The organism is Rhodococcus sp. KRD162, assembly GCF_017168335.1.
In the GTDB taxonomy this organism is placed as follows: domain Bacteria; phylum Actinomycetota; class Actinomycetes; order Mycobacteriales; family Mycobacteriaceae; genus Rhodococcoides.
This window is the reverse complement of the sequence record NZ_JABFAU010000002.1, coordinates 1-24,298: the sequence shown is the minus strand read 5'-3', so window position 1 is coordinate 24,298 and position 24,298 is coordinate 1. Positions and strand designations below refer to the sequence as shown.

The following is a 24,298-nucleotide window of genomic DNA, read 5'->3' as shown; positions in this document are numbered from 1 at the left end:
ACCAGCATGTCCCGTAGGTTCGCGGCGCGGTCAGGACCCCACCCTGACGCCCTCGGCGACAGCGAGCGCCTCGGCCCACCAGGTGTCGAAGTTGTCGGCTTCTTTCGCCAGCGCGAGGGCCGGTGCCACGACGAAGAATCGTTCGACGGTGGGGAAGGTCGCACCGCGCTGGTACTGGTAGAGGCGCATGATCTTGTCCTCGCCGACGATGCTCTTGACCTTTCGTTGCTCTTCACCCTGGGCGGCGAGGCGGTCGAGTGTCCCCTGCAGCAGGGTGCGGGGACCGCGGGTGCGAATACGTAGGGAGCGGGCGGCGTTGCCGAGTTTGGTCGGGTCGGCCATGCGGGGGCGCAGGATTCGGCGCACTTCGTAGAAGGCGTACTCCTGTTCGGCGAGGAGCTCGTCGAAAGCGGCGAGGACCTCTGTCATGCCTTCGGCGCGGATGAGGTCGATAAGGCGGGTGCCGCCAACGAGTCCTTGTGCGGGGTTGAGCGCGAGGGCGAGGTGTTCCATCAGCAGGGTCCGGGCGCCGACGGCAGGGTCGGCGGCGTAGCGGGCGAAGACCTCGCGCCGGTTGGCGCGGTTGAATGCGAAGGGGCAGTAGAAGCATGCCGATTTTCCGACGCTGCTTCCGGTGACGGATTCGGTGTAGGCGATCGCGTCGGCGCGGGACCAGCCCCAGTCGATGAGGGGGTAGTCGCCGGTGCGACGTTCCGTGTTGTAGGTGGCGTCTTTGACGGCGCGGCCTGCTCCCCGGCTTCGAAGCCCATGACGTGCCGGTAGGGCTCTCCGCGGGTGATGGCGGCGATGACGGGGTCGAGTACATCACCTTTGGCGTGTACGGAACACATTCTGGCGCCGCCGGATTGGGGGATGGTTCCGGATTCGACCATCTCGTCCCAGAGGGTGTAGTCGCCGTCGATGTGCAGCTGGGTGGGGGTGCGTGAGTCGTCGAGGACGACGACTCCGTCCCCGGCTTTGGTGACGTGGCGGCGGGCGCGGCCGACTTGGATGTATCGGATTCCGGCGGCGGCGAGCCGTGGGAGCACGTGGGTTTCGACGGCGGTGCGGGTGGATTCCCATTCGTTCCCGGTCATGGCAGTGATGACGACGAGGTCGGAGAGGTCGAAGTCGCGGGAGGTGGGGTCTTCGATCCAGCGGAGGAGGATCGCGGTGCTGTCTTCGCCGAGGCCGTAGCTGAGCACGACGGTGGGGGTGGTTTCGTCCGGGCGGGCGAGCCGGTGGGTGGTCGTCATCGTGTGCTCCTCGGGTAGTGGCGGTGGCGCGAAGGGTGGGCGGGGGTCAGGCGTGCCAGCCGTGGTCGACGAGGAACGACATGAAGCCCATGGCTGCGAAGTAGCCGGTGATGGGGATGCCGAGGGCGTAGGCGACGATTTTGAAGGAGTGGGTCGTGTCGGCCTGTTCTGGGGCCGTACGCACCGAGGCACCCGAGGTCAGTCTCACCAAGTCCAAGCCCGTCAGCCTCACCAAGGGCCAGAAGGTCACCCTCCGCAAGGACGGCGGCGTGGCGTTGACGGTCATTCGCATGGGACTGGGCTGGGACCCGGTGACCACACCGAAAAGGGGTGGACTGTTCGGCGGCGGCGGCCGGGCGACGAACATCGACTTGGACGCGTCGGCGATCATGCTGGCCGATCGCAGCGTCAACGACGTCGTCTACTACGGGCAGCTCAAAGCCAAAGACGGTTCGATTCTGCACCAGGGCGACAACCTCACCGGTGAGGGCGAGGGCGATGACGAGGTGATCGTGGTCGACCTGACGCGAGTGCCACAGCACGTCACCGGCATCATCTTCACGGTCACCTCGTACCGCGGGCAGACGTTCGAACAGGTGGACAACGCATTCTGCCGGTTGGTGGACAACACCACCAACACCGAACTGGCCCGCTTCACCCTCCAAGGCGGAATGCCCTTCACCGGCTTGGTGATGGCCAAGGTGTATCGCCAGGGCAGTGAATGGAAGCTGCAGGCCATCGGCGACGGCATTCAGGCCAAGCACGCCGGTGAAGCCGTCAAACAGCTCGGCCGCTATATGTGACCTTGCGGGCCGGGGCCTTTCGAGCCGGGGCCCGATCTGCAGCGCCGTCGAGTACGCCACCGAGCGGATCGACGGCGCTGCCGTTTCGAATGAGATCCTCGGACGGGCGATAGATCTGCCGAACAATCAACGCGCACAACCCGATCACGGCGATATCGCGCAACACGACGGCCGCGGTGAACCACTGCTCGGGCACGCCCTTGTTCTCCACCCCCAGGTAGTAGTACATCCGCGGAAACCAGACGAGCGCGTCGATTGCCATCCACGCCAACAGGATTCGGCGGTGCGGAAGCGCAAGCACGGCCAGCGGAACCAACCACAGCGAGTACTGCGGACTCCACACCTTGTTGGTGAGCAAGAATCCGGCCACCACCAGGAACACCAATTGCGCCAGGCGTGGCCGCGTCGGAGCCGTCGTGCCGATATACGCGATCACCGCACACACGATGGCGAACAGCACCAGCGTCACGGCATTGAGGATCAACGGCTTGTCGCCGGGGTAGAGCGGACCGTCGAAGCCTGACCAACCGGTGAACGACGAGACGACGTTGTACAGCGAATCCGGGTCGGCACCACGCTCGGAGTTGAGCCTGAAGAACTCGTACCAACCCGACGGATAGAGCAGGGCGAGAGGAAGATTGACCGCCAGCCAGGCTCCGAGCGCACCACCTCCTGTGAGCCCCCACTCCCGCATCCGGCCGGTGCGCCAGCACAGCACCAACAGCGGTCCGAGGAACAACAGGGGGTAGAGCTTGGTGGCACCGCCGAGGCCGATCAGCACACCGGCGAGCACCGGCCGTTTCTTGGCCCACGCCAGCAGTCCGGTAAGCGCGAATGCTGTTGCGAGGGCATCGAAATTGGTGAAACCGTGCACGATCACCAACGGTGATGCTGCCACCAGGGCCGCATCCCAGATTCGGCGTCCGGCAGCTATCGCCGTCGCCCAGACGGTGACCAACCAGGCCACCGCCAACCCAAGGGCGACCACATTGAAGTAGACGACGACGGGCAGCGCCTGCGGTAGGAAACTCACCGAGTTCCACATCTTGCCGACCACCATCGAGCCGTACTGGTACAGACCCGCGAGCACCGGGTATTCCATGTAGCGAACCTGGCTCGACCCATCGGCCTTGGTCTCTTCCCAGGACTTCTTGTACGGGAATGCACCTTGATCGAGTCTTTCGGCACCGTAGAGCGGCACGGTGTCCGAGTAGCACATCGCCACGTACTGGCGGCTGCCGCTCCAGTCCAAGCCCAGCTCACCGTTGGCCCCGACCGGTGCCTGTTGAATGCACGCGGCTTTCGCGAACCAACCGAAGCTCAGGAAGATCACCGCAAGCAACAAGATCACTCGCAGCGCCGTGAACCAGCGCTGCCGTCCGATCAACGCGTGCCGTCCGACCGGACCACCGATGACCGAGGACAGTTCCCCGGTCATCGGATCGGTCCGGCTGGGGGCATCGCGATCCGCTGCGCCTGTCGTGTCGAGGCGACCAGGGCTCGCCAGCGCGCGACCTGTGCGCTCGGGTTCGGTCGTCACCGGTGAAGTCGCTACTGGCCGGGTGTCGCCGGTTCAGGCGCTGCCGGTGCTGGAGCTGGCGCCGGCTCGGCCGGAGCCAATCCCGGAAGCGGAATGGTGACTCCGGGCAGAATCTCGACCTGACGCGGGGTGATGACGACCGGCGGTGAGATCTCCGTCGGAATCGGCAGGGTTATCGGCGGCGGAGCGGTGGTCGGGGCCACCGTGGCAGTCGGTGCGGGCGCGGTGTACTGCGGCACGCCTGCCTGACCGGCGATGGCCTCGGGCGTCGGGAAGCTCTCGTTCGAGGTGCCTTGCAGCGCCCCGTCCATCGTCGCCTTCCAGATGTCCGACGGGATGCCGGATCCGTAGATCTGCCCGCCGTAGCTGTTCTCCAGCGCCACGCCCTGTTCGGTGCCGACCCAGACGGCCGTGGACAGCGACGGCGTGTAGCCGACCATCCAGGCGTCCTTGTTCTCGCCGGTATCGCCGAGCTGCGCGGTACCGGTCTTGGCCGCGGACTGGCGGCCGCCTGCGAGGTTGTGACCGTTGGAGTATCCCGCGATCGGACGCATCGCCGAGGTCACGTTGTCTGCGACCGCGGCCGAGACCACCTGCTGGCCCGCATCGGGCGCTCGATCGAGCAGCACAGTGCCGTCGGCGGTGACGACTTTCTGCACGAAGTGCGGTGCGTGATAGACCCCGGACGCCGCGAGCGTCGCATAGGCCGAGGCCATGTCGATGACGCGGGACTGGTACTGGCCGAGCACGATTCCGTAGTTCGGGCCGGCGTTGTCGGGCTCGGTGAGAGTGGGCCCGACGCCCGGGATCTCCTCCGGGATACCGAGCTTGTGGGCCATGTCCGCGATGGCCTGCGGACCATCGTCCATGCCGAGCATCATGCGGTAGAAGCTCGTGTTGAGCGAGCGCTTGAGGGCCTCGGCGATGGTGCAGGTGCCGCAGGACTCGCCTTCGACGTTGCTGATCTGGATGCCGTTGACGTCGAGCGGGGAGCTGTCGTACATCTTCGACAGCGGAATGCCCTGATCGAGCGCAGCGGCCAGCCCGAACACCTTGAACGACGATCCGGTCTGGAGGCCGGACTGCGCGAAGTCGAATCCTCGCCCGTCCGCTCCGCCGTAGTACGAACGGACCGCGCCGGTACGCGGATCGATCGACACCGAGGCCGTCCGCAGATCCGAGGGCTCACCTTCGAGACTGTTGTTCACGGCATCGACGGCCGCGGCCTGAGCCTTCGGGTCGATGGTGGTGGTGATCTGCAGCCCCTCGGTGTTGAGGTCCTGATCGCTGACCCCGACCGCCGAGAGCTCCTTGAGCACCTGGGACTTGATCAGGCCGTTGGGGCCGGCATCGTCGGCATCTCCCGAGTCGATCTGCGAGGTGGGAATCCAGGCCGGGTACTGCATCGTGGCGCGCTGGGCGGGATCGAGAGTGCCCTGCGACACCATGCCGTCGAGCACGTAGTCCCACCGGGCCCGCGCACCGGTCGGGTTGTTCTCGGGATCCAACCCGGAGGGCTGCTGGATGGTCGCAGCGAGAACTGCACCCTCCTCGATCGAGAGCTGATCGACGGACTTTCCGAAATACGCTTTCGACGCGGCAGCGATGCCGTAGGCACCGCGACCGAAGTAGATGGTGTTGAGGTAGGCCGCCAGGATGTCGTCCTTGGACCACTGCCGCGCCATCTTCGAGGAGATGACGAGCTCGCGCATCTTTCGCGTCAAGGTCCGATCGGTACCGACCAGTGCGTTCTTCACGTACTGCTGGGTGATGGTCGAGCCGCCACCTGCGCTGTCACGTCCGAGCATGTTGTCGCGCAGGGCTCGGCCGAATCCGGTGACCGAGAATCCGGGATTGGAATAGAAGTCACGGTCCTCGGCCGAGAGCACCGCATCGCGCACGTGCACAGGAATCTGGTCGATCGTCACGTCGGTCCTGTTGCCCTCGGGGGGTACGACCTTGCCGAGCACAGTCGAACCGTCGGACGCGAAGATCGTCGCAACCTGGTTCGTTCTGAGGTCACCCGGCCGCGGGACGTCCACCAACGTGTACGCCACCATGAATCCCAGAATCGGCACGATCATGCCCAGGGCGATGAACGCGTAGAGCGTGCGTCGGACGACCCGCCACTTGGACCTCTTCTTCGTATTCGCGGCGGTACCTCTCTCGGGTGGCTCGGGCGGTTCACTGCCCGAGTAGCTGACTGATGGATCGTTCGGTTCGTCCGGTGGTGGCACAGAGCCGGACCGAGTGACACCCGACGCGGCCGCAGTCCTTGCCGCGGGCGTGATCGGCGGCTCGCCGTAGCGGCGTTCGCCGTAGGGGCGATCGGCGACGGGACGTCCGGTGGCCGGATCCACCGGGGGTCTGCCCTGTGGTGGTCTGCCCTGTGGTGGTCTGCCCTGTGTGGGTCGACCCTGCGGCGGCATCGGTCGCTGACCAGGAGGAGGCCCTGGACGCTGACCGGGCGGGGGGCCGGGCCGACGCCCGGGGGGATCGGAGTGTCGACTGCCACGTGGAGTCTCGGGTACGTCGGGACGCCGTCCGGAGTCGCTACGGCCAGGTTCGTTGCTACCCGGGTTGTCGTCGTAGGAACTCACGTACAAATCTCCAGTAATTTCGGCGGCCGCGTCTCACGCGAGGGCATCAGAAGAGCGATTGTGTCATTCACTCGCGGTTCGACGGTTCGGTTGGCGGGAACCCGATCGGGAACGACGGGGTTGCTTCGGTGCGGGGACGGCCCCGAGGACATACGACTGGACGAGATGGTTCCAGCTGCACGAGCGGCAGACCTCGACCACATGGACCGAGAACTCCTCCTGGGTCGACGCGAGTCGGACCAGTTCGTCGGCCGTTCTCGCTGACCCGGACAGCGGACCGAGCTTCTCCCCGAAAACCCAAGAAACCAGGGTGAGCTGCTCTTTGCGACAGATGGGGCACACCAGATCGCTACCGCGTCCGTGGAACTTGGCAGCGCGGAGCAGATAGGGGTCTGCATCGCAGACCGCTGCGACACCGGTCCTACCGGAGTAGACCTCGGCCAGCAGCGACCGACGCTGAAGGGCGTAGTCCACCACCTGTCGCTGAAGTCGCACGAGAACCAGAGTACGTGCGCCCCTTTCGGCGGGACTCTGCGAACCCCCGCCTCGCGGGCGAAGACGGTCCGTTTCGACACCGGGAAATTGACCTTCACCTGCGCCGACGTGGTCTTCCCCTCGACACGGGCGAGAGACACAAATCGCACGCCGGCCGCACTGCGGGCTCGGTCTCGAACACTCTCGGCTCGGCTGCAGAAGGTGTAGTCGGTAACTACCACGGACCGATCAAGCGATGACCGCACAGCTCGGGGCCCCGTACGAGCCGCCGATCTACTCGGCAGGCAACCGACCACAGAGCACGTTCGCGTTCGGACTGCCGACGAAGATCATCGCCCCCAACGGCCGAACCCTCTACGAGAGAGAACAACTGAGCAATGCATCGGCTTTCGAACCAATCGAGTCCGGCTCAACGCGGCAACTCGCTCCAGGCATCCGAACGGCGGAGTTCGGCCTTGAGTAGCTTTCCACCCGCATTACGCGGAAGGGGCTGCGCCAGGATCCGCACGAACTGAGGCACTTTGTAGTCGGCGAGCACCGTTCGACAGTGCGCGATCACGTCGTCGAGCACTATGTGACCACTGTCCGCATACAGAACTGCGCCCACTTTCTCGCCCATGACCTCGTCGGGCACCGCGATGGCTGCCGCGTCCGCGACCCCGGGTGCGCTCAGCAAAGCGGCCTCGACCTCGAGGCTGGAGATGTTCTCGCCGCCTCGAATGATGATGTCCTTGTTCCGATCGATGATGTGCACGCGTCCCGCCTCGTCGACCCGCACGACGTCTCCGGTATGCAGCCAGCCATCGACAAAGGTCTCGCGGTTGGCCTCGGGACGGTTCCAGTAGCCGGCGGTCACGTTGGCACCTCGGGCGACCAGCTCACCGGTCATCGGATCGTCGTCGCTCAGCGGGATCACGCCGAGTTCGATCGAGGGCACCGCGTAGCCGATCGAGTCGGCGTGCTCGATCGAATCCTCGTGCGGCAGGACCGTCATCAGCGAGGCCGACTCGGTCATCCCGTAGCCGTTGAAAACCCTGGCATCGGGGAATCCTCGCTGGATCTGGGCGACCAGGGTCGGAGCAACCGGAGCGCCGCCATAGCCCACCCATCGGACGCGGGAAACATCGGTGGCGGCAAAGTTCGGGTTGCGCAGGATCAGCGCGTAGATCGCCGGCACCGACACCATGAAGGTGATCTGCTCGGTGACGAGCGTGTCGAGGAGCAGGCTCTGATCGAACGTCGGCAGGATCACCGCGGTGCCACCGACATAGAGGGCGGCGAGCAGCTGCGTGTTGCACCCGGTGACGTGGAAGAGTGGCACCGAGATCAGCGTCCGCATCTCCGCGCCGGAGTCGGCCGGGATACCGATGCAGCGAGAGACGTTGACGGCGTTGGTGAGAAAGGCCGCATGGGTCGTCGGCACGGCCTTGGGGTGCCCGGTTGTTTCCGAGGTGTAGAAGAAGGCCGCGACGTCGTTGTTCCCCAGGCTTTCTTCCACGTGGGCAGGCCCATCGGGCAGCGACGAGTCGGCCGCGAGATCGAGCTTCACCCCGGCGTCCTCGAGCATGAAGGCAGTCTCCGGCTCCGAGGAGCGGACGTTGGTCGCGACGACGATTGCGCCGGCCATCAGCGTTCCCCAGAACGCGAGCACCCAGTTGGTCCCAGCGGGGTAGCGGACGCCGACCCGGTCCCCCCGCGTGATCCCTGCGTGGCGCAGGCCACCGGCGACGCGGGACGCACGGTCCCACAGCTGGCTGTAGGTCATTCGCTCGCCGCCGATCTCCGCGACCGCCTCCACGTCGGGGGTCTGCTCGGCCCGCGTCCTGAGCAGCTCGACCAGCGAGGCGGGCAGCGCGTCGTAATACGGCCCCGACTGGTCGGTGCTGACGCCGCGGCGGACGAATGGGTTGTGCGTGCGGGGGATCTCGATGATCGCGGTCATGGACGGTTCCTCTCGGCTGTGGTCGACGGGAGTCGTACGACAAGTTCACGGCCGAGGACCCACGGCGGTCTGCCTGCCGAGCGCACTGCACTGTCGCCAACGCGCACAGGCTGACCGCGGGAGTCCGTCTCATCGATGATGGTGACTGGCGTCACTCTCTAAGGTAGTTTCGCCGCCAAGGAGACACATGTACCAGCTCGACACCTTCACGGCGCAGGCATCGGACGCCCAGTCGATAGACGCGTGGCGCGAGTGGTGCTCCAGTATCCACGGAGCACTGCAGATCTCCTTCGGCGATCAGGCCTTCGAAGGGCACACAACCCGGCAGCGCACGGACACCTACGAGTTGGTGAACTGGTGCAGCGGCGAGGAGGTCGTCGCTCGCTCGCGTCGCCACATCCGCACCGACGAGCGTGGACACTACGAACTCCTGGTGCCACTGCACGGAGACCAGCACGTCGGCTCAGCGAGCCCCGAGCAGCAGCTGACACCAGGGACCATCGCGCTGCTGCCGATCGACTCCCCGTTCCATCTCGCCCACCGCAGGGGTGCATCTGCGCTCACCCTGATCGTTCCGGCGTCCCGCCTGGACGATCGACTCTCTCGCTCCCACTGCCAGACCGATCTGCGGATACTGGGGGACAGCGGTTTGCCGCGCGTGTGCCGCGACCTCCTGGTCAGCCTCAACACCTCCCGCGAGGAGATCTCGGCCAGCCAGTTCGACTTGATCTGCGACCAAGTCGTCGACCTTGCCAGCATCGCGATGGCAGGCGAGCTCGACATCGCTGAAGAGACCGGCACCGAGGCCGTCTTCCAGGCCGTACGCCGCCACATCCGCGAGAACGTCACCGACCCGGATCTGTCCGTCGCGACACTGGCGACGGCCGTCAACTGGTCGGGCCGCTACATCCAGGCCGCGCTCTCCCGTCACGGCACCACCGCCACCGAGCTGATCCGCACCGAACGCCTGGAGCTGGCCCGGATCCGGTTGACGAGCGCCTCGTTCTCGGGCCACAACGTCGCAGCCGTTGGTGCCTCTGTCGGATTCGGTTCTGCCAGCGCTTTCGCGGCTGCCTTCCGCCGCCAGTTCGGTGTCAGCCCCCGCGACGTACGCGCCGGCACCTCCAACTCTGCGTAGCCCACCCGTCGTACCGGGCGGACGGAGCGCACTCGGTACATATGCGCGTCCGCGACAGTCGTGTGCGCATCCGCGCGAGACGGCGAACCTCGCGGTGGGATCAACTTGATCCATCGCGCCGACGATGGTCGTCAGCCACTCCGGCCGGCCCGATGACCATCGATCCGCGCTGAGCAGAGAGGAGATCGCAACAATGCCGCGACTGTCGCCCTTTGCTCTCTACTCGACCATCGAGCAACACGTGAACCCGCGTCTGCAAGACGCCCTCGACACCGACGAGTTCGCGCAGGCCCTGCGCGTCGTCCACACGTGCAGGAGGACCGTCGGCCGGATGGTCGGCAATGCCAATACCTGGGCCCTGCACGCCGTGAACATGCCGGCGAGATCCGACATCAGCCGCCTGACCCGACACGTCGGCGAGCTCGACCGCGAGGTCAGGAAGCTACGCCTCGCGCTCTCTTCCCGGGAGGACGGTTTCCATGTCTGAACAGGAATCGACCCTCGACCGCGTGCGCCGTGAGATCGAGCGCACAGGGCAGCGTGCCCGCAACGGGATCCGCTTGGTGACGGGCGCGGCGACCACCCCCACCGGACAGACACCGAAGACCACCGTGTGGACCTTCGGTCGTGCTGAGCTGTGGCACTACAGCGGCAACGCGCAGTACGGCACCCCGATCCTGATCGTGCCGAGCCTGGTGAGCCGGAGCTACCTCATCGACGTCACTCCGGGCAACAGCTTCATCGAGTCGCTGGTCGACGCCGGCCTCGACGTCTACATGCTCGACTGGGGCGTTCCCGACGAGCGTGACGCAGCCAACCGCCTCGAGGACTACGTGGACCTCGCCATCCCGGGTGCCTTGGAGCAGATCCGTCGCCGCTCTCGGGCGGAGAGCGTCAACCTGCTGGGCTACTGCTTCGGCGGGGTGCTGACGCTGCTGCACGCAGCGCACCATCCCGAGTCCCCGCTGCGCAGCCTCTCCGTCATCGCCTGCCCCGTGGATTTCACTCGACTCGGGCCGCTGGTGGACATCATGGGCCGCACGGAACTCGACGTCGACGAGCTTGTCGACGAGGACGGGAACGTCCCCGCAAGCGTCATCCGCCAGGGTTTTCGCTCACTCTCGCCAATGGGTGACCTGACCAACTACGTCAACCTGCTGGACCGAATGTGGTGCGCTGACTTCGTTGCGGCCCACCAGATGATGACTCGTTGGGCGACCGATCACATCCCCTTCCCCGGGTCCACGATGCGTCAGGCCCACACGATGTTGGTCCGCGACAACGGGCTCATGAACGACAAGATCGAACTCGGCGGCGACCGAGTGAGCCTTCGCGACATCACGGTGCCGTTCCTCGCAGTGCTCGGCACCCGGGACACGATCATCCCCGAGACCGCGACCGCTCCCGTGATGGAACTCGTGGGCTCGAAGGAGAAGGAACTCCTGCGGCTCGACGGCGGCCACGTGGGGCTCATCGTCGGCAAGAGTGCCCAGAGGAACACCATCCCGACCATCGTCGATTTTCTGAAACAGCGAAGCGAGACCCACTCATGAGCATCCGCCCTCTCGGCCCGCCCGACGCCGACCACCTGGGAGCGTTCTTCGCGACATTGTCCGAGCGGGACCTGACCTTGATCCGCGAGGAGCTGTCCGACCCGAGAACGGTCGAGGATCTGATCCGAGGTGGGTCCAGCTGGGTCGCGGTCGACGAGTCCGCGCACATCACCGGCTACGTCGGTGTGGCTCGGTTGCCCGGATGGTCGGATCACGTCGGTGAGCTGCGGTTGGTGGTGGGGCCCTCCCACCGTGGCCAGGGGCTGGGACGGTCCCTCGCCCAGCATGCGCTGACGCGCAGCCTCGCGCGCGGCATCAGCAAGGTCGTCATCGAGCTGGCAGTCGACCAGGAGGGCGCGGCAAGCATGTTCGCGAACCTGGGTTTCACCGGCGAGGCTCTCCTGCAAGGTCACATCCGCGACCGCGACGGGCGACTTCACGACGTCATCGTGCTCGCCCACCACGCACATGACACCTGGTCCGCCATAGATGCCGTCGGAATAGCCGACGCGCTTCAACCGTGATGGGAATTGTTGACATGACATCGAGCTCCACTCTGCGCGATCCTTCGCCCGTCACCGCACCCGACAGGGCGCCCGGGAAGCTCCTGCTCGGCACCGACTTCCTCAGGGGCCTCGCCGATCTCGGCTCGATGTCGGTGACCTGGCCAGTGCTGCTGAGCGCGCCGCGCGGCGATGGTCAACCCGTCCTCGTCATCCCCGGCCTGGGGACCGGCGACGTGTCCACCATGGCGCTGCGCAATTACCTGACCGTCCTGGGCTACGACGCGTATGGCTGGGGCCTCGGCGTCAATGTCGGACCCACCGCGAAGATCGCCCAAGGAGCCCCGACCAAGCTGCGAGCGATTCACGACAAGCATGGCCGGCCGGTCACCGTCATCGGCTGGAGCCTGGGCGGGCTCATCGCGCGCCGACTTGCCCGAGAGATGCCCGAGATGGTCCGTCAGGTGATCACCCTGGGCAGCCCGATCCGAATCCGAACCCACGATCACAGCCACGGTCGCCGTCTGTACGCGATGTTCGGCAAGCGCCATGTCGAGCAGTTCGACATGCCGCTCGAGGAGGGGCTGCCGCCGCTCCCGATGCCGACCACGTCGATCTACAGCCGCCTCGACGGCATCGTCTCCTGGCACGCCTGCCTGGACGTCGTGACCCAGCGGTCGGAGAACATCGAGGTCCACGCCGCACACCTCGGCCTCGGTTACCAGGCGGCGGCTCTCTATGCCGTCGCCGATCGACTGGCGCAGCCCGAGGGCGGCTGGACTCCGTTCGTCCCCCCTCGTTGGGCTCGCGCCGCCTATCCGCGGCCGACAGAGCGCATCGCGCCGACCCCCGACTGAACGCCGGTCACAGCACATCTCCGCAAGACAACCTCAACCCGAAAGGCGCATGATCACCATGGCCACACGCGAGTTCACCACCGTCGTCACCGACCAGTCGTTCACCGAAGGGCCACGCTGGCGAGACGGAAGACTGTGGTTCTCCGATTTCTACACCAACCGAACGATGTCCGTCTTCGAAGATGGCTCCGACCTACGGGTCGAGGCCGAGGTTCCGGGCCAACCGTCCGGACTCGGATGGCTGCCCGACGGTCGCCTGTTGATTGCCTCGCAGCACGACCGCCTCGTCGTACGGCGTGAAAGCGATGGCTCTCTCGCGACCCACGCAGATCTCTCCGACCTGTTCTCGCATCACGTCAACGACATGGTCGTCGACGACCGTGGCCGGGCCTTCGTCGGCAACTTCGGCTTCGACCTCATGGCCGGGGACTCCGTGACCTCGACCAACCTGGTGCGGGTCGACACCGACGGCAGCGCCACCGAGGTTGCCGACGACCTGTGGTTCCCCAACGGCATGGTCGTGACCACCGACGGTCGTCTGCTGGTCGGGGAGTCCTTCGGTAACCGGGTGACCTCCTTCGACATCGCCGAGGACGGGTCGCTCTCCAACCGTACGAACTGGGCAACCTTCGGCCCGGATCCGGTCGCGGACGCGCTCGAACCGGCCATGGCGCGCCTCGTGATTGCTCCCGACGGTTGCGACCTCGAGGCCGACGGCACCCTGTGGATCGCCGACGCCATCGGCGCGAGGGTCGTGCACGTCGCCGAGGGCGGCAAGATAATCGAGGAGATCGCCACCCCCACAGGTGTTTTCGCCTGCGCGCTGGGTGGAGAGGACGGTCGAACCCTGTTCCTGTGCACGGCCCCCGACTTCTCCGAGGCCAACCGCCGTCCGGTGCGCGAGGCCCAGATACTCTCCACGCGCCTCGACGCGTAGCTCCCGAAACCCACGCTGAGCTACTGCGGCTGACACTCGCTGCTCATCAGTCCGGCTCGCCCATGCCACGCATGGGGGAGCCGGACTTTTCGGTTGGCGCGCATCGCCGCTACTGACGACCTCGAACCCGAACAGCCACCTTCCGGTCGACTCCCAGTGGGCTGTCAGACACCGGTTTGTCACACAATGTATCGGCGCGATACATTGTTCGATAGTGTGGTCAATCGCATCGCATGGATGCGATCCGGATTCGAGAAGGGGGAGTTGCATGCTCGAGCTCGCAATTCTCGGTTTGCTTCTCGAATCACCCATGCACGGCTACGAGCTCCGCAAGAGGCTGACCGGCCTACTCGGTGCTTTCAGAGCGTTTTCGTACGGATCGCTGTACCCGGCACTCCGTCGACTCCAGAACGACGGCCTCATCGCCGAGGACGCCGGGCCCGATTTACTCGTGAAAAGACGAGCGAAACGGGTGTACGAACTCACCCCACTCGGCAGGGAACGATTTGCCGAATTGGTGGCCGACACCGGACCGCAGAACTACACCGACGACGGATTCGGCGTACATCTCGCCTTCTTCAGTCGTACCCCGGCAGAAGCTCGGGTTCGCATTCTCGAAGGCAGACGTCGCCAGGTCGAGGAGCGCCGCGAAGGCCTCCGCGACGCTGTGGCCAAGGCGAACGGGACTCTCGACCGCTACACCCGACAGCTACACCAGCTCGGTCTCGAATCGAGTGAACGCGAGGTGCGGTGGCTCAACGAAGTCATCGCAGCCGAGCAGGCCGACCCCAACCCAGCACCGTCCAACACAGCACCAAACAGGACAGTCAAGACAGAAGGAGAACCCGACCATGGGTGAGAACAACAACGCAATCCGCGTGGCCATCGTGGGTGTGGGCAACTGCGCCTCATCTTTGGTCCAGGGTGTCGAGTACTACAAGGACGCGGACGAGAACGCCAACGTTCCCGGCCTCATGCACGTCACGTTCGGCCAGTACCACGTCCGCGACGTCGAGTTCGTCGCCGCGTTCGACGTGGACGCCAAGAAGGTCGGCTTCGATCTCTCCGAGGCCATCTTCTCCAGCGAGAACAACACCATCAAGATCGCCGACGTACCCCCGTCCGACGTGACCGTTCAGCGCGGCCCGACCCTCGACGGCCTCGGCAAGTACTACCGCGAGACCATCACCGAGGCCGACGGCGACGCAGTCGACGTAGCGCAGGCCCTGCGTGACGCCAAGGTGGACGTGCTCGTGTCCTACCTGCCCGTCGGATCCGAAGAAGCCGACAAGTTCTACGCACAGGCCTCCATCGACGCAGGCGTCGCCTTCGTCAACGCCCTGCCCGTCTTCATCGCATCGGACCCCGTCTGGGCCAAGAAGTTCGAGGACGCAGGCGTCCCCATCGTCGGCGACGACATCAAGAGCCAGGTCGGTGCCACCATCACCCACCGCGTCATGGCCAAGCTCTTCGAAGACCGCGGCGTGCAGCTCGACCGCACCATGCAGCTCAACGTCGGCGGCAACATGGACTTCCTCAACATGCTCGAGCGCACCCGCCTCGAGTCCAAGAAGATCTCCAAGACCCAGGCCGTCACGTCGAACCTCCAGAAGGAGTTCAACGCCAAGGACGTCCACATCGGACCGTCCGACCACGTCGGCTGGCTCGACGACCGCAAGTGGGCCTACGTCCGCCTCGAAGGCCGCGCCTTCGGTGACGTTCCCCTCAACCTCGAATACAAGCTCGAGGTCTGGGACTCCCCCAACTCCGCCGGCGTCATCATCGACGCAGTGCGCGCCGCCAAGATCGCCAAGGACCGCGGCATCGGTGGACCGGTCATCCCGGCCTCGGCATACCTGATGAAGAGCCCGCCGAAGCAGCTCGCGGACGACGTCGCTCGTGAGCAGCTCGAAGCGTTCATCATCGACGCGTAGTCCCGCAGGGCCCGCAACAACGCCCGCCGGTCCACTCGATGTGACATTGACCCCCTGAAAGGCCACCAAATGTCACATTGAGTACCGGTGGGCGTTCGCTTATCCGGCCGCGAGGATCTCTCGCGGATCGAATGTCACCTTGATCTCCACAATTTTGCCGTTCTCGATTCGCTGCCAGTTCGCGGTGCTCGCGGGCGGTGCGATCGACGTGTGCAGGTCGAACCACGTCAGTACGTTCTCGCCGTCCACGAACACGTGCGCGATATCGATGTCGGTGATGATCTGCGACATTCCTTTCAGCCCGGCTACGCATTCCGCCCCGCTGGCCGCGGTGCCGAGTGGTCCCCGAAACGTCGCGTTCTCGTCCAGGATCGACGCCAATGTGTCGAAGTCCTTGCCTTTCCAGGCCTCGAAGTAGGTCGCTGCAATGTCTTTCGGTGTCTGTGTCATGACATCGAGTCGCGAACCCGCGTCGCCAGAAGTCCAACAGCTGGTTCAGATCGGCTCTACAACTTTTGCTGATAGTCGCAGCGTGTAGCGCTACCCTGTGTGGGTGGCCATCGACCCCACCTCGAAGCATCCCTGCCTCGAACGCGTCCGCGCGCTCGCGTTCGCCTATCCCGAGGTCTCCGAGAAGATCTCCCATGGCCGGCCGACCTTCCGCACGGCCTCGGTGTTCGTCTACTTCGGCGGTGGCGTCAAGGGCGGCGAGCAGTACGACCTGTCGATTCTCGTCAAATGCGAGAGCGCCGAGGAGCAGCGCGCCTGCGAGCTCGAACCCCGCTACTTCCACCCCGCCTACCTCGGACCGGCCGGTTGGGTGGGCTTCGATCTCTCCGATGCCGACGACGATGTCTGGGCCGAGGCGGCAGAGTTGATCGACTGCAGCTATCGCGTCACCGCCCCGAGGCGTGCCGTGGCACGACTCGACGCCGGCGAAGGCCCGAATATCGGTGTTCAGCAGTGGAATTGAGACAGCTCGAGTACTTCGTCGCCGTCGCGGAGGAAGCAAACTTCACCCGTGCCGCAGCCCGAGTGCACATCAGCCAATCCGGTGTCAGCGCCCAGATCCGCGCCCTCGAACGCGAACTCGGTGCCGAACTGATCGACAGATCCGGCGGCACAGCAACATTGACCACCGCGGGCCAGGCCGCGCTGGCCCAAGCGCGGGCGACTCTCGCGGCAGCAGGTTCGGTTCGACAATCCGTCGACGACGTCACTGGGCTTCTGCGCGGATCGGTGCGAGTCGGCATGGTCACCGCATGCACCGTCCCACAATTGTTCGACGCGTTGGCGGGGTTCCATTCGAGACATCCCGGCATCGAACTTTCTCTGCAGGAGGGCAATTCGGACTCTCTGGTCGACAAAGTCCGCACCGGGGTGCTCGATCTCGCGCTCGTCGGCGTCGCAGCCCGTGCCCCCGACGGACTGACGTCGATGGTGGTGATCGATGAGCGGATCGTTGCAGCCGTACCGCCTGAGCATCCGCTGGGGTCACAGAAACGGGTGACGCTCGAGCAGGTCAACGAATACCCCATCGTCTCCCTTCCCGTGGGCACAGGAGTGCGGACGGTGTTCGATCGCGACTGCGGCGGCGTCGGGATCACCCCGTCGATCGCGTTGGAGGCCAGCGCTCCGGACGCTGTTGCAGATCTCGCTGCTCGCGGTGTCGGCGCCGCAATCCTCAGCGCATCGATGCTCGGTGCCTACCGGAATCGGTTGACCGCTGTGGAACTGACGGACTCGACTACGTCGGCCCTGCTGGCTCTCGTCTGGGCACCGAACCCGAGCGCCGCGTCGGCGAGATTGGTGTCGATGGCGCAGAGCGCCTTCGGGTTGGTCTCACCCTGACCGGCACCCCGCACAGGTGACGTTCGGCGCGGCTATCGGGACCTCCTACCCCAGCGCAGAAGGCAGGCGCGAACCTACGGTCAGGACATGAAGACACCTACCTTTCGTCAGCGCCTGCGCTACGACCTCGGAGGCGTCCTACCGAAGGACTTGCAGGACTGGGTCCGACACGACCTGACCGGTCCCAGATCCACCGCTCGGTATCTCGCTCGGTTCCTACTGCCGCTCGTCCCAGTTCTCATGCTGTTCTTGCTGTTTCCGGGGCCGAACTGGATCGCCGGCTTGATGATGCTGCTCATCCTCATCCCGGTCCTCTACTTCGCCACCGGGCTGCATCTGGTCTATCGAGCGTTCCGACTTGGGCAACACGGCATCGATGCTGCCTCGATTCCTCGCACGATGCCCGGCGCAGAGCGCGACCGCGAGACCTACGAGGCCAACTACAGACACCTGTGACGAACACATCCAGCACGATCCCATTCACGACATCGACAGCACAGGACGAGGCCGACATGACCAGCACACAGCCAGCACCCACGACCGAATTCGGAATGCCCCGAATCGGCGACCGCGCGCCGTCGTTCAGAGCGGTCACCACCCAGGGGCCGATCGACTTTCCCGCCGACTACCGCGGAAAATGGGTGATTCTCTTCTCGCACCCCGCAGACTTCACACCGGTCTGCACCAGCGAGTTCATCACATTCGCCTCGATGGCTGACGAATTGCGCGAGTACAACACCGAACTCGTCGGACTCTCGATCGACGGGCTGTACAGCCACATCGCCTGGTTGCGCACGATCAAGGACAAGATCACCTTCAATGGAATGTCCGGGGTCGAGGTCACATTCCCTCTGGTCGAGGACATCACGATGGACATCGCCCGCCTCTACGGCATGATCATGCCCGGTGAAAGCTCGACGAAAGCTGTGCGAGCGGTGTTCGTCGTCGACCCCGACAGCGTGGTGCGCGCCGTGATCTACTACCCGCTCAGTACCGGTCGGAATTTCGACGAAATCCTGCGCCTGATCAAAGCACTCCACACCGCAGACGCATTCGACGTTGCGACACCGGCAGATTGGCGTCCCGGCGATCCGGTCATCGTTCCGACAGCAGGTTCGTGCGGCACTGCCGCAGACCGGATGGACGGCACCGACTCCGACGTCGAATGCCAGGACTGGTTCTTCTGCACACGTGAGCTCAGTACTGCCGACGTCGAAGGAAAAATCCGCGCACAGTGACGCCGAGCCTCAGCGAATCCTCTTGACCGTGAACCACAATGCGACGAGCAGACCGAGCAGGGCCACCGACGGCACCACGCCGGGATCACCTCCGATGATCCCGGCGACGGCAAAGCCGAGCGCTACGAGCGCAAAGAAACCCAGAATGCCTGCCAGCAACTGGAGATGATCCTGCGCCGTCACGACTTGACACCACCAGCGGTGAGGCCGGAGATGATTCGGCGCTGGAACAGCAGCACCATGATCACCAGCGGAATGGCAACGATCGTTCCCGCTGCCATGATCGCCGCATACGGCACCACGTGTGGGTCGTTACCGGAGAATCGAGCAATGGCCACTGTCACCGGCTCGGTCTTGTCGCTCGAGAGCTGACTTGCGAGCAAGTATTCGTTCACGGCCGCGATGAAGGCGAGGATGGCGGTGGTGAACAAGGCAGGCGCAGCCAGTGGCAACATCACCAGACGGAACGCCTGGAAGCGTCCGGCCCCGTCGATTCGTGCGGCTTCTTCCAGCTCCCAGGGCAATTCGGCAAAAAATGCCGCCAGCGTGTAGATCGTCAGAGGCAGGACGAAAGAGATGTTCGGAATGATCATCGCCTGGTAGCCGCCGATCCAGCCGATATTGGTGAAGAACTGGAACAGCGGAGTCACCAACGCCACGACCGGGAACATCGAGGCTCCGAGAATGACGCCTGTCACCACGTACTTGAAACGAAAGTCGATGCGCGAGAGTGCATACGCGGTGAAGATACCGATCACCAACGCGATCAGAGTCGTCGCTCCGCCCACGATGAGACTGTTACCGACCGCCCGGAGGAAATTGTTGCCGTTCGCGGTCGAGAGAGCGTTGTCGAAGTTCTCCCACGTGACATGCGTCGGCCACGGCGTCGTATCGAAGGTGTAGCGCGGGTCACGGAACGCGGTGACGACCATCCAATAGAACGGTGCCAAGCCCCAGACGAGGATGACGACGACACCGAGATAGATGCGGGCCTGCTTCATCGACCGGCCCCCTTACGCTGATCCTCCTGAGTGGCAACGGCATTGGCACCGAGGAATTTAACCAGGATGAACGCCACGACGAAGATCATGACGAACGAGATCGTCGACAGCGAGGCAGCACTGTTGAAGCCCTGCCGGATCTGCTCGACCACCAGGATGGACACGGTGCGCGTCGCGGGGTTGCCCTCGGTGAGGATGGCCGGCAGGTCGTACATGCGCAGCGCATCCATCGTGCGAAACAGAATCGCCACCATCAGCGCAGGCTTGACCAGTGGCAACGTGATCTTGGTGAAGCGCTGCCACGCCGATGCGCCGTCGACCCGCGCCGCCTCGTAGACGTCGGCGGGAATCATCTGCAGACCGGCCAGTATCAGCAGCGCCATGAACGGCGTCGTCTTCCATACGTCGGCGATGATGACTGCAAATCGCGCGGGCCACGCGTCGCCGGTCCACAGAATGTTCGTTCCCAGAAGGCGATTGGCGATGCCGTCGTACGCGAAGATGAAGTACCACAGCTTGGCGGTGACCGCTGTGGGGATGGCCCAGGGGATCAGGATCGCGGCGCGCAGCAGAGCGCGTCCAGCGAAGGTCTTGCCCATGATCACTGCCATACCGAAGCCGATGACCACCTCGATGGACACCGTCACGACGGTGAAGAACGCGGTGTTCCCGACTGCGCCCCAGAACTGGGACCCGAGCGTCCCCGGCGGGCAGGGCACCAATGTGCCCGACGCCGAGGTGCACTGTTGCAGGATCCAGTGCAAGTAGTTGTCGAAACCTGCTGAGCCACCCGAGACGAACATGCCGGTAGCAGGGTCGAGACCGGGATCCTTGGAGAAAGACATCACCAGCGCTCGGATCACCGGGTAGACGATGACGATCGCGAGGATCACCAACGTCGGTGCGATCAGCAGCCAAGCCCTACCCGGCGTCAGGCCGAATCGCTTGTTCTTGGACCGCACATGCCGACCGCGGCCGGGGGACGAGCCCCCGGCCGCGGTGGTTGCGCCGGCCCCACTGGTTTTCCCAGCAGGTACAGCCATTGGTTCTCCCGATATCAGTTGGCGCCGGCGGTTTCGATACCGGCCTGCATGTCAGAGATCGCCTGATCCACGTTCTTCTCACCCTTGATGGCAGCAAAAACGTTGTCCTGCACAGCCTTCGACACAGCCGGGTAGAACGGAGTGACGGGCCGCGGAATTGCGTTCTCGATGGACGACTTCAACGCGGGAAGGTACGGCATCTCTGCGATCAGCGTGGGATCGTCGTACAGCGAGGACAGGACGGGCGGCAGTGCACCCTCGGCGATGATGCGCTGAGCCTGCTCGCTCTGCAGGAACCGCAGGAAGTCGGCAGCAGTTGCCTTGTGCTCGGAGTACGCGCTGATCGCGGCGTTGTAGCCGCCGAGCGTCGAGGTTCCGACGCCGGTCGATCCGGGAAGCGGTGCGACGGAGTACTTGCCCACCACCTCGGAGCCTTCCTGGGAGGCGGTGCCGTAGACGTACGGCCAGTTGCGCAGGAACAGCACCTTGCCGTCCTCGAAGGCCTGCTGGCTCTCGGGCTCCTTGAACGTGGTGTCCTGGGCCGGGATGACGCCGGTCTCGAAGGCGGTGACCAGAGTCTGCAGTCCGGCCTTGGCCTCGGGGCTGTCGACGGTGGGGGTCTTACCGTCCTCGGCGACGAACGATCCGCCGTAGGCGTTGATGATCTCCGACGCGTTGACGGTCAAGCCCTCGTAGGACGCGAACTGTCCGGCGTAGCAATCGATGTTGTTCTCGGTCGCGACCTGGCAGTCTTCGGTGAGCTCGGACCAGGTGGTCGGGGCCTCGGGGATCAGATCGCTGCGGTAGAACAGCAGGCCACCGTTGGTGTTCTTCGGTGCGGCGTACTGCTTGCCGTTGTACGTGGCGCTGGCGACGGTCGCGGGCAGAATGCCCGAGTTGTCGAGGGCGAACTCGCCCTCGAGCGGCACGAGCCAGCCTTTCGCCGCGAACTCTGCGGTCCAGATGACGTCGAGTGCCATCACGTCGTAGTTGCTCTGCTGAGCCTGGAGCTGCTGGACGAAGTCGTCGTGCGCCTGATCGGCGTCGTTGGACTGCTCCTTGAAGGTGACCTGCTCATCCGGGTGGGTGGAGTTCCACTCCGCCACGATCTGCTGGACGACCCCGGTCTCGGTGGTGTCCTTGCCCTCGACGTACGTGATGGGCCCGCGGCCGTCGGCGGATTCGGATGCGCCACCGGAATCGCCGCTCGTTCCGCTGTCGCTCGAACATCCGGTGAGCGTCAGCAGCGTGGCCGCCGTTGCAACCACCGCCACCTTCGTGATCAAAGACGCCATGTGTTCTCTCCACTACTTCTACGCGGTTGTATGCGCCCGGAGATCAGCATGCAGAAACGTGCAACGAACCCCCCGACACATATGTCGCTGCGTACTGTGGCACACAACTCACCCCACCGTGGCCATTATCGCGTTCCTGAATCGGTCAACCCGGACACGTCGGAGGCTGCCGGTAGCCTCTCGCTCATGAGTTCGGACAAGATGCTGACGCGGATCGGCGGGTTGTTGCGCCAGGCCGAGTCCACCGACAATCCACACGAGGCCGAGGCCTTCATGGAGGCGGCTCAGCGGTTGGCGACGTCGGCATCGGTCGATCTCGCGGTGGCGCGCTCGCACAGCGCATCACGGGAGCGCCAGGCCACGCCGAGCCAGAAGGTGATCCCCATCGGAGAGCCGGGCAAGCGCGGGCTCAAGACCTACGTGCAGTTGTTCGTGTCCATCGCACACGCCAACGACGTCCAGTGCGATGTGGCCCGATCATCGACGCAGGTGTTCGCCTACGGCTTCGACTCCGACATCGAGACCACCGAGGCGCTGTACTCCTCCCTGCTCATCCAGATGGTGCGAGCATCGGACGCGTACATCAAATCCGGTGCCTACAAATCGGAGACCGCGATCCGGACCGTGACCGAGGTCATGAATCGCCGACGCTACACACGACGCGAGGAAGTTCCCGTCGCTGCCGTGACCGCGCGGCTGAACTTTCAGACCGCATTCGCGTCGCGCATCGGTGTACGACTGAGCGAGGTCAAGAAGGAGACCGAAGCCGAGGCGATCGAACAGGAGCAGCAGGGGGCGGGGACGGCGCTGGTGCTGCGCAACAAAGAGATCGAGCTCCGTGACTACTATCGACAGACATCGACGGCCCGAGGACACTGGCGGAGTCAGAGCGCGAACGCGGGGTACTCGGAGGGAGCCCGTAAGGCCGGAGATCGTGCCGGACGAAACGCGAAGATCGGCGCACACGCCGAAATCGACGGAGCGAGTAGGCAGCTGGGTCGCTGACTATTGACTGTTCGGTGATGCCGCGAACACCGGCCACCCGATTTCCGTGCGCCACTGCGACGAGTCCTCGGTATCTCGTGGCCCCACGGCGTAGACCTCCTGTACCGGACCCGCGATCGCCAAGCCATTTGTTTCGACATACACCCCGAGTGCGCCGTACGTGACATCGATATCGTCGTGCGGGCCATCATGGACTGTGACCGCAAGCTCTGTGGGTGGCAGCGTCATCGGTCGAATCCTGTTGCTCGACGGCACATCTGTGGTGGGTACGTACACAGTCATGACACCGCGGCCCTCCGTGAACAACTCGTTGTCGTACAGGCCACCCGGCGGTCCGGTGGTTTCGGGAACCGCGGAGTCGATCTCGGCCATCGCATCGGAGTACCACCCCAGCACATCGGACGCATCGACCACCTCGGAAATTGCTGCTACAGAACACTGTTGGGTGAGAACGCGTCGAACCTCGATGTTCGACGGGGTTGGATCGAGTAGGCGACGCAGCGCAGTCACCGCAGATCGAGTGTCATCCAACTGACGTTCGAGTCGGGCCAGATGTTCGGTGATCAACCGGGCTCGTGCGTCGGGGTCCGGGGTGTGCACGATCGCCCGCACCTCACGCTCGGGCATCTGCATGCCGCGAAATCGGCTGATGATCTGCGCGGTCGCGACCTGATCTGTGCAGTAGTACCGGTAGCCGGAAAAGCCGTCGACTGTCGCAGGCTCGAGCAGACCGGACTCGTGATAGCGCCTCAGCGTCTTCACCGACAGGTGCGTGATGCGGGAGAACTCGCCGATCGTCAGCAATCCGTTCATGTCGATATTCTGACCCCTCCCCCCTGGGGGAGACTGGACTCTCCCTCTAGGGGAGGGGTGACGCTGAGTTCATGAACGAATCACAGATCATCGAACGCTACTTCGAGCTCGCAACCCTGGCGGACTCCGAGCCCTACTTCGCCCAGTTCACACCCGACGCCGTCGTCGAGGACGAAGGGCGCGAGCACCACGGCATCGACGAGATCCGTCGCTGGCGAACCGAGGTGCCGCAGGTGCACTACGACGTGCTCTCCACCGTCGAATCTGGGCCCGGACGGGTGGCAACGGCGGAGATCTCGGGTGACTTTCCCGGCAGCCCGGTGAACCTGAGCTACTACGTCGAGACAGCTGAGGACGGGCGGATCTCGGTGCTGCGCATCAGGGTGTAGCCCGCGGCGGGTCGCAAACGCGCGCGCACATGCCAGGCGCGCGCGGAATCGCCCCGAATCGAGAGCGAACCTGCGCGCGTTTGACGAACGCGCGCGCCTGGCATG

General features: G+C 64.8%; 27 protein-coding genes and 1 pseudogene. 15 read left to right on the top strand and 13 right to left on the bottom strand.

Annotated elements, in window-relative coordinates; genetic code table 11:
• Positions 1 to 30 precede the first annotated feature (30 nt).
• The 3 genes from J1M87_RS01095 to J1M87_RS01085 are packed head-to-tail and all read right to left on the bottom strand — an operon-like array spanning position 31 to position 1,440.
• Positions 31 to 513 carry a hypothetical protein gene (locus J1M87_RS01095; protein ID WP_206487475.1) on the bottom strand — a complete coding sequence of 161 codons (483 nt, stop codon included), beginning with the start codon at positions 511 to 513 and terminating at the stop codon, positions 31 to 33.
• Positions 513 to 1,256: a hypothetical protein gene (locus tag J1M87_RS28430; protein WP_241256220.1), complete on the bottom strand. Its 744-nt coding sequence runs from the start codon at positions 1,254 to 1,256 to the stop codon at positions 513 to 515. The genes J1M87_RS01095 and J1M87_RS28430 overlap by 1 nt, the downstream gene beginning before the upstream one ends.
• Before the next feature lie 46 nt (positions 1,257 to 1,302).
• Positions 1,303 to 1,440: a hypothetical protein gene (locus J1M87_RS01085; protein WP_206486846.1), complete on the bottom strand. Its 138-nt coding sequence runs from the start codon at positions 1,438 to 1,440 to the stop codon at positions 1,303 to 1,305.
• Between the two features lie 7 nt (positions 1,441 to 1,447).
• Here J1M87_RS01085 and J1M87_RS01080 point away from each other — a divergent pair.
• Positions 1,448 to 2,059, top strand: a pseudogene (locus J1M87_RS01080) (TerD family protein); the annotation flags it as partial.
• On the opposite strand, the gene J1M87_RS01075 reads toward J1M87_RS01080, so the two are convergent.
• From J1M87_RS01075 to J1M87_RS01060, 4 genes are all read right to left on the bottom strand, one after another.
• Positions 2,034 to 3,497 (bottom strand): glycosyltransferase family 87 protein, encoded by a 1,464-nt coding sequence (locus J1M87_RS01075; RefSeq protein WP_241256244.1) that lies wholly within the window; start codon positions 3,495 to 3,497, stop codon positions 2,034 to 2,036. The pseudogene J1M87_RS01080 and the gene J1M87_RS01075 sit on opposite strands and share 26 nt — an antisense overlap.
• 113 nt (positions 3,498 to 3,610) lie before the next feature.
• On the bottom strand, positions 3,611 to 5,683 hold the full coding sequence (locus tag J1M87_RS01070) for a transglycosylase domain-containing protein (protein ID WP_241256243.1): 2,073 nt from the start codon (positions 5,681 to 5,683) through the stop codon (positions 3,611 to 3,613).
• 579 nt (positions 5,684 to 6,262) lie between these two features.
• A complete protein-coding gene (locus J1M87_RS01065; RefSeq protein ID WP_206486843.1) occupies positions 6,263 to 6,694 on the bottom strand; it encodes a DUF5318 domain-containing protein in 432 nt (143 codons plus the stop codon).
• 409 nt (positions 6,695 to 7,103) lie between these two features.
• A complete protein-coding gene (locus tag J1M87_RS01060) occupies positions 7,104 to 8,636 on the bottom strand; it encodes a class I adenylate-forming enzyme family protein (protein ID WP_206486842.1) in 1,533 nt (510 codons plus the stop codon).
• A gap of 187 nt (positions 8,637 to 8,823) precedes the next feature.
• Here J1M87_RS01060 and J1M87_RS01055 point away from each other — a divergent pair, with 187 nt between their 5' ends.
• The 8 genes from J1M87_RS01055 (at position 8,824) to J1M87_RS01020 (ending at position 15,558) form a co-directional block, all read left to right on the top strand.
• Entirely contained in the window at positions 8,824 to 9,774 is a 951-nt protein-coding gene (locus tag J1M87_RS01055; RefSeq protein ID WP_206486841.1) for a helix-turn-helix domain-containing protein, read from the top strand.
• Positions 9,775 to 9,967: 193 nt separating this feature from the next.
• Entirely contained in the window at positions 9,968 to 10,261 is a 294-nt protein-coding gene (locus tag J1M87_RS01050) for a hypothetical protein (RefSeq protein ID WP_206486840.1), read from the top strand.
• Positions 10,254 to 11,327: an alpha/beta fold hydrolase gene (locus J1M87_RS01045; protein ID WP_206486839.1), complete on the top strand. Its 1,074-nt coding sequence runs from the start codon at positions 10,254 to 10,256 to the stop codon at positions 11,325 to 11,327. The genes J1M87_RS01050 and J1M87_RS01045 overlap by 8 nt, the downstream gene beginning before the upstream one ends.
• Entirely contained in the window at positions 11,324 to 11,851 is a 528-nt protein-coding gene (locus tag J1M87_RS01040) for a GNAT family N-acetyltransferase (protein WP_206486838.1), read from the top strand. The genes J1M87_RS01045 and J1M87_RS01040 overlap by 4 nt, the downstream gene beginning before the upstream one ends.
• Positions 11,852 to 11,865: 14 nt before the next feature.
• Positions 11,866 to 12,687: an alpha/beta hydrolase gene (locus tag J1M87_RS01035; RefSeq protein WP_241256219.1), complete on the top strand. Its 822-nt coding sequence runs from the start codon at positions 11,866 to 11,868 to the stop codon at positions 12,685 to 12,687.
• Between the two features lie 58 nt (positions 12,688 to 12,745).
• Positions 12,746 to 13,624 carry an SMP-30/gluconolactonase/LRE family protein gene (locus J1M87_RS01030; RefSeq protein WP_206486837.1) on the top strand — a complete coding sequence of 293 codons (879 nt, stop codon included), beginning with the start codon at positions 12,746 to 12,748 and terminating at the stop codon, positions 13,622 to 13,624.
• A 268-nt stretch (positions 13,625 to 13,892) separates the two neighbouring features.
• Positions 13,893 to 14,483: a PadR family transcriptional regulator gene (locus J1M87_RS01025; protein ID WP_206486836.1), complete on the top strand. Its 591-nt coding sequence runs from the start codon at positions 13,893 to 13,895 to the stop codon at positions 14,481 to 14,483.
• Complete coding sequence (locus J1M87_RS01020; protein ID WP_206486835.1) at positions 14,476 to 15,558, top strand: inositol-3-phosphate synthase; 1,083 nt, start codon at positions 14,476 to 14,478, stop codon at positions 15,556 to 15,558. Before J1M87_RS01025 ends, J1M87_RS01020 begins: the two co-directional genes overlap by 8 nt.
• A 99-nt stretch (positions 15,559 to 15,657) precedes the next feature.
• Here the strand turns inward: J1M87_RS01020 and J1M87_RS01015 are convergent, their stop codons facing one another.
• Positions 15,658 to 16,008 carry a nuclear transport factor 2 family protein gene (locus J1M87_RS01015; protein WP_206486834.1) on the bottom strand — a complete coding sequence of 117 codons (351 nt, stop codon included), beginning with the start codon at positions 16,006 to 16,008 and terminating at the stop codon, positions 15,658 to 15,660.
• Between the two features lie 103 nt (positions 16,009 to 16,111).
• Between J1M87_RS01015 and J1M87_RS01010 the strand changes: the two genes are divergently transcribed.
• The 4 genes from J1M87_RS01010 to J1M87_RS00995 all read left to right on the top strand — a co-directional run bounded on the left by J1M87_RS01010 (position 16,112) and on the right by J1M87_RS00995 (position 18,647).
• The gene (locus J1M87_RS01010; RefSeq protein ID WP_374222342.1) at positions 16,112 to 16,531 is read left to right on the top strand and encodes an MmcQ/YjbR family DNA-binding protein; all 420 of its coding nucleotides are present in this window, start codon (positions 16,112 to 16,114) and stop codon (positions 16,529 to 16,531) included.
• A complete protein-coding gene (locus J1M87_RS01005; protein ID WP_206486832.1) occupies positions 16,522 to 17,409 on the top strand; it encodes a LysR family transcriptional regulator in 888 nt (295 codons plus the stop codon). The genes J1M87_RS01010 and J1M87_RS01005 overlap by 10 nt, the downstream gene beginning before the upstream one ends.
• 87 nt (positions 17,410 to 17,496) lie before the next feature.
• Complete coding sequence (locus tag J1M87_RS01000; RefSeq protein ID WP_206486831.1) at positions 17,497 to 17,865, top strand: DUF5313 family protein; 369 nt, start codon at positions 17,497 to 17,499, stop codon at positions 17,863 to 17,865.
• A gap of 56 nt (positions 17,866 to 17,921) precedes the next feature.
• Positions 17,922 to 18,647, top strand: a complete 726-nt coding sequence (locus tag J1M87_RS00995) for a peroxiredoxin (protein ID WP_241256218.1) — start codon at positions 17,922 to 17,924, stop codon at positions 18,645 to 18,647.
• 9 nt (positions 18,648 to 18,656) lie between these two features.
• On the opposite strand, the gene J1M87_RS00990 is transcribed toward J1M87_RS00995, so the two are convergent.
• Genes J1M87_RS00990 through J1M87_RS00975 form a run of 4 tightly spaced genes read right to left on the bottom strand, consistent with a single transcriptional unit; the run spans position 18,657 to position 21,986 of the window.
• Positions 18,657 to 18,830 carry a hypothetical protein gene (locus J1M87_RS00990; RefSeq protein ID WP_206486830.1) on the bottom strand — a complete coding sequence of 58 codons (174 nt, stop codon included), beginning with the start codon at positions 18,828 to 18,830 and terminating at the stop codon, positions 18,657 to 18,659.
• On the bottom strand, positions 18,827 to 19,648 hold the full coding sequence (locus J1M87_RS00985) for a carbohydrate ABC transporter permease (RefSeq protein ID WP_206486829.1): 822 nt from the start codon (positions 19,646 to 19,648) through the stop codon (positions 18,827 to 18,829). The genes J1M87_RS00990 and J1M87_RS00985 overlap by 4 nt, the downstream gene beginning before the upstream one ends.
• Complete coding sequence (locus J1M87_RS00980; RefSeq protein ID WP_206486828.1) at positions 19,645 to 20,691, bottom strand: carbohydrate ABC transporter permease; 1,047 nt, start codon at positions 20,689 to 20,691, stop codon at positions 19,645 to 19,647. The genes J1M87_RS00985 and J1M87_RS00980 overlap by 4 nt, the downstream gene beginning before the upstream one ends.
• Positions 20,692 to 20,705: 14 nt before the next feature.
• Positions 20,706 to 21,986: an ABC transporter substrate-binding protein gene (locus J1M87_RS00975; RefSeq protein WP_206486827.1), complete on the bottom strand. Its 1,281-nt coding sequence runs from the start codon at positions 21,984 to 21,986 to the stop codon at positions 20,706 to 20,708.
• A 186-nt stretch (positions 21,987 to 22,172) separates the two neighbouring features.
• Here J1M87_RS00975 and J1M87_RS00970 point away from each other — a divergent pair, with 186 nt between their 5' ends.
• A complete protein-coding gene (locus J1M87_RS00970; RefSeq protein ID WP_206486826.1) occupies positions 22,173 to 22,991 on the top strand; it encodes a DUF2786 domain-containing protein in 819 nt (272 codons plus the stop codon).
• Here J1M87_RS00970 and J1M87_RS00965 read toward each other — a convergent pair whose 3' ends face one another.
• The gene (locus tag J1M87_RS00965; RefSeq protein ID WP_206486825.1) at positions 22,992 to 23,804 is read right to left on the bottom strand and encodes a MerR family transcriptional regulator; all 813 of its coding nucleotides are present in this window, start codon (positions 23,802 to 23,804) and stop codon (positions 22,992 to 22,994) included.
• A 71-nt stretch (positions 23,805 to 23,875) separates the two neighbouring features.
• Here J1M87_RS00965 and J1M87_RS00960 point away from each other — a divergent pair, with 71 nt between their 5' ends.
• Positions 23,876 to 24,193 carry a nuclear transport factor 2 family protein gene (locus J1M87_RS00960; RefSeq protein ID WP_206486824.1) on the top strand — a complete coding sequence of 106 codons (318 nt, stop codon included), beginning with the start codon at positions 23,876 to 23,878 and terminating at the stop codon, positions 24,191 to 24,193.
• Positions 24,194 to 24,298 lie beyond the last annotated feature (105 nt).